Genomic DNA, 4,335 nt, shown 5'->3' on the forward strand with positions numbered 1-4,335 from the left:
CCGCCGCATAACCACACCAACAACCCCCATCCCGGCTCCGCTGCGCTACGCCGGGATGCTGCCGCCCGTCTCGGCACGGTCATTTTCGGATTAGGCCGGGCCTAGGGAGGGCGGTGGGGTGTGCCAGGTAGCTGGGCTAAGAAGTTGATCTTTGGCTCTTCAGGTTGTCCGCAATGTAGCTAAGCTGCTCAGCGATAGCGATCAGCGCGGCGACCTGCGCCGCGGCAATCTGCAGCTCAGGGTTTCCGGGTGGCATTGAGGCACGCGCATCAGACAAGAGCTTGTGGGCCAAACCCTCGGTCGCGTAGCGGTCCATCCGACTCTCCCGTCCAGGTGAGACGGCAGCGGCACGGAGCCTACAGCAACGGCTGGTTCTTACGGTGACATCGAAGCCGTGCCGGACGAGTCCGATCAACCCGCTCGGCTCGGTGGGATCAGCAGCGTCGGAAGTAGATCCCTACGGTGGTGGCAGCCGCTGCACCGATGCCTGCAACCGCTGTGAACGCCAGATCAGGCGCGCCGCTGACGGCCAGGTCGTACGGCAACGCCATCACCAGCCGAGCGCATGTCTTTGGCGAAGAGCCGGCTCCGTCCCGGAGGTCGGACGAAGACCGCGTCCAGGCCGTCGGCAGGCCGTCGCAGATGGACCAGCAGCGATCAATGCAGACTATCGATGCCAAGTGTTTACGCAGCTCAGCGCTCGAACTGACCGGCTTCGTCAGATGAGCGAACTGGCTGGCGACAGTTCAACGCCAAGTGTTCGAGACGTGGGCGACTGGACCGTCGCCCGTCGGGCCGGCAACCCAGTCAGCGGCAAGGGGATCCAGCGGGTTGGCTAGTACTCCAACGTCACTTCGTCTGTCTGCGCTGGTAGTGGGATCGGCGGGCTCGGGCTTGGGATGTTCGTCGCCAGATCGACCAGTGCAGGATGTGCTCTGGTGGTAGCGGCTCGGTGAGGACGAAGCGTTGAGGAGTCGGCGGATCTCGGCGACGGTCAGCGCGATGAGTTCCGGGTCGGGGTCTGGGTGCTGCGCGGTGGCGGTGAGGATGGTCAGGACGGCCAGGGCGAGCATGGCCAGGGTGATGAAGCGGTGCCAGCCGGTCCAGCCGCGGACCTGGTAGTGGTCCAGTCCGACCTGGCCTTTGCCGGTTTGGAACAGCTCTTCGATGCTCCAGCGGGAGCCGCGACACGGACGAGGGTGTGCAGCGGCACTGGGCGGGGTGACCAGCACAGGTAGAAGGCCAGCTCGCCGGTGGTGCGGTTGCGGCGGATGAGCAGCCACCGGTGCTCGTTCGGCTGGGTGGCGGTGGTGATCCAGGCCCACAGGTAGTCGCGGGGTCCTTTCGCGCCGGGTCCGCAGCTGTGCTGCTGCCACTGCCGGGTGGGGATCCGCTCGGCGAGGTCGTCGACGCGTATAAGGGTGCGGCCGTCGTTGATGTGCACGCGTCGGTCGCAGCCGACGGCCAGGACGTACCCGATCTGACGTTGCTCGAGGTCGCCGCGCAGGTTGGGGTCGGCGCCGTAGACCTCGTCGCCGGTGACCCACCCCGCCGGGACACCGGCGTCCAACGCGGCGGCGATCATCTGCCGGGCCAGGGCCGGCTTCGTCGCGAACTCGACGTCGTCCGGCACGCCGGCGGCGGCGAGACGCTCAGGCTGGGCGCACCACGTCGCCTCGGGTAGGTAGAGCCGGCGGTCGATCATCGCCCGCCCCGCAGGTGACACGTAGGCCAGGAACACCCCGACCTGGCTGTTCTCGACCCGACCGGCGGTGCCGGTGTACTGCCGCTGCACCCCGACCGAGCACACGCCCTTCTTCAGGAACCCGGTCTCGTCGGTGGCCAGCACGGCGTCGGGGTGGCCGAGCTGCTCGACCAGCCAGGAACGCACGTCATCGCGGACGGCGTCGGCGTCCCACACCGCCGTACGCAGCAGCCGCTGCATCGCCTGCGGATCACCGTGACCCGCCCGCTCCGCGAGAGACCAGCAGGTCTTACGTTCCAGACCCGATAGGAGGCCCTCCACGAACTGCCCGGCGCTCCGGCGTGGCTCCGCCCGCACGAACCGGTCAGCGACACGCGTCACCGCCTCCTCCAGGATGACCCGCCACCGGTCAAGGTCTACGCTGTGGCACGCGGCCACCGCACGATCTTCGGTTGTCCTCACAAACCATCGATGATCAACGCGGTGGCCGTCTTCATGCCCGCGCCACGCCCAACACCGAAGCCAAGTGACGTTGGAGTACTAGGCCGCGGCCCGCTTTCTACCGGTCACTCTCGTCGTCAAGAAGGGCGTAGTCCTTGCGTAGCTTGACGAAGTGATATGTGGGTGCCTGCTCGATGCCGAGGTGGTTAACACGCTTTTCTTCGCGTACTCGCACAGCAATGTTTTCGCCGAGCCTGAGGCCAAGCTGCACAAGTCGTTCTTCCCCATCGACCTGAACCTCATAGCGCTTCGAATTTCGGGCCGGAGTGACTTTGACGTCGAACCGACCGGACAGATCGAGCTTTACTACGCGACCTGAGACATCGAATATGCGCGTAACCGATTCAACTTCCCACATCTGCCGGATGTGTCGACGCGCGCGTTGGGAGAGATGGGAGTTGCGATGCCTGCCGGTCGCGGAGCGCCAACCTACCTCTAATTCGAGATCATGATTATCGAGGGCAAGGGCGAGAGAACGCAGCCCGCGAACGAGACCCTCGTACCGTGCGAAACGACGGAGATCCCCTTCTTCCTCGGCCGTCGCGTGAAGGTCTGTGATCGTCGAAAGGATCTCATCGAGGGGGTCTACCGTGACGTTCAGTTGTTGATCGCTGGCGCGTTCTTCTTGCGTCGATGGCACCAGATGCATGACAGCGCTGCCTTTAGAAACGCCAGCCAGCTCGAAGGAAACCGTACTTCGCACCGCGTTGGCTTCGGCAGCTCCATTTACTTCTTGAGAGAAGGCGTGAAAAAGCTCGTAAGCGATCCCGATATCAAGGCGGCCGGTATGAACCGTATCGCCCACAACGCGGAGCTGCAGGCGACGACTGAGTCGGGCCTGAGGATCATGATCAGTGACCGCCTCGTACAGATGCCTGTCAAGGATCTCACTGGGGGACTCCTCGACGTCTGGTCCTCCGTTGTACACAGACCAGAAATCGTCGACTCGTGCGCGATCAACCTGGATGTGGTGATCGAAGGCTGAGCCCTCCTGACTAGTCACCGCGCACCACCTCCAGGTACCCTCGCCGCCACTCACCAGTCTCCACGGTTGGAGCTTGCTTGTCCTCCCCTGCCTGGCGGAGGCGACACCACCAGTCGTCAAAGCCGCCGCGCAGCTGCTGGTACTCGGCCTGCTCGGGCTCAAATCCTCCTGGGAAGGGGCTCCGGAAGTACGTGTACTTGATGATGATGGGAGACACTCTGAAGTCTTTCAGGGCCTTCTCCCGCACAGACAGCGACTTAAGGGGCTTGCTCACCCCCAGGCCCATCCATGCTGCTCTGGCGAGTATGTCTGCTTCAACGATCAGGGTGAGGTCGACGTTGCTGGGGTTGATCTTGTCGCTGATGAAGCTGCCGGCCAGCCACAGGCACTTGAGCAGGTTGCGTCCTTCACAAGCTGAGTCGATTTTTTTCTCTAGCCTGCTCCACAGCTCCAAGTACGTCTGCAGTCCCTCCCAGCAGGACCGACGGCTCGTAGAGTCGGCAAAGACCGGCGCGTCTACGAAGGCTTGCTGGACCTCCGTCATCGATGCGGGGTGGCGACCTAGCGGCAGGTGTCCGTTCGGGCCGAGGGCTGGGACCGGCATGAGCAGGCAGGCTCCTTCCACCGCAGCGAAACCAGCCGCCGGAACGTATCGCCCCAGCCACCCGCTGTAAAGACCGTTGACCATGATCTTGCAGATAGCTCGCTAACTGAACCCGGATAATCCTGCTGGCCGAGCTGGTGTCGGCAGCAACGCTGACAGGAACCGAACGGCGACGGCCGGACGCGCGCAGCGAGGGAGCCGGAGCCGAACTCTCGATCGGTGCAGCACCTCATGGCACCGCCACGGCCCTCGACCGACCGCCGACGCTGGCGGCATCATGCCCACCGGGCCGTCGGCAGCCGCCTTGCTGGCAAACCACAGGTTCGGAACTTGCTGTCCGGTGTCGACTCCACGATGGCATTCACAGCTCACGGGGTGCAGCCGGGTTGAGCGGTCAGGGCGGCGAAGGCAGGGGCGGTCCCTGACCCACTACCCATTCGAGACCCTAGTACTGCAGCCGCCGTTCGGGATCATGGCTGGAGCTCGAGGTTGAGGCGTCGGGCGTAGTGGGATCGTCGGGCTCGGGCCTGGTGGCGGCGC

General features: G+C 64.4%; 3 protein-coding genes and 1 pseudogene. All 4 read right to left on the reverse strand.

The window, feature by feature from the left end:
- Window positions 1-136 precede the first annotated feature (136 nt).
- The 4 genes and pseudogenes from AB0H57_RS32460 to AB0H57_RS32475 all read right to left on the reverse strand — a co-directional run bounded on the left by AB0H57_RS32460 (window position 137) and on the right by AB0H57_RS32475 (window position 3,735).
- Entirely contained in the window at window positions 137-316 is a 180-nt protein-coding gene (locus AB0H57_RS32460; RefSeq protein WP_357512525.1) for a hypothetical protein, read from the reverse strand.
- A gap of 533 nt (window positions 317-849) precedes the next feature.
- Window positions 850-2,101 (reverse strand): annotated as a pseudogene (locus AB0H57_RS32465) (IS701 family transposase).
- 163 nt (window positions 2,102-2,264) lie between these two features.
- Window positions 2,265-3,209 carry a hypothetical protein gene (locus AB0H57_RS32470; RefSeq protein ID WP_357512527.1) on the reverse strand — a complete coding sequence of 315 codons (945 nt, stop codon included), beginning with the start codon at window positions 3,207-3,209 and terminating at the stop codon, window positions 2,265-2,267.
- On the reverse strand, window positions 3,202-3,735 hold the full coding sequence (locus AB0H57_RS32475) for a hypothetical protein (protein WP_357512529.1): 534 nt from the start codon (window positions 3,733-3,735) through the stop codon (window positions 3,202-3,204). Before AB0H57_RS32475 ends, AB0H57_RS32470 begins: the two co-directional genes overlap by 8 nt.
- Window positions 3,736-4,335: the final 600 nt, after the last annotated feature.

The sequence above is a fragment of the Micromonospora sp. NPDC050686 genome (genome assembly GCF_040654475.1).
In the GTDB taxonomy this organism is placed as follows: Bacteria; Actinomycetota; Actinomycetes; order Mycobacteriales; family Micromonosporaceae; genus Micromonospora.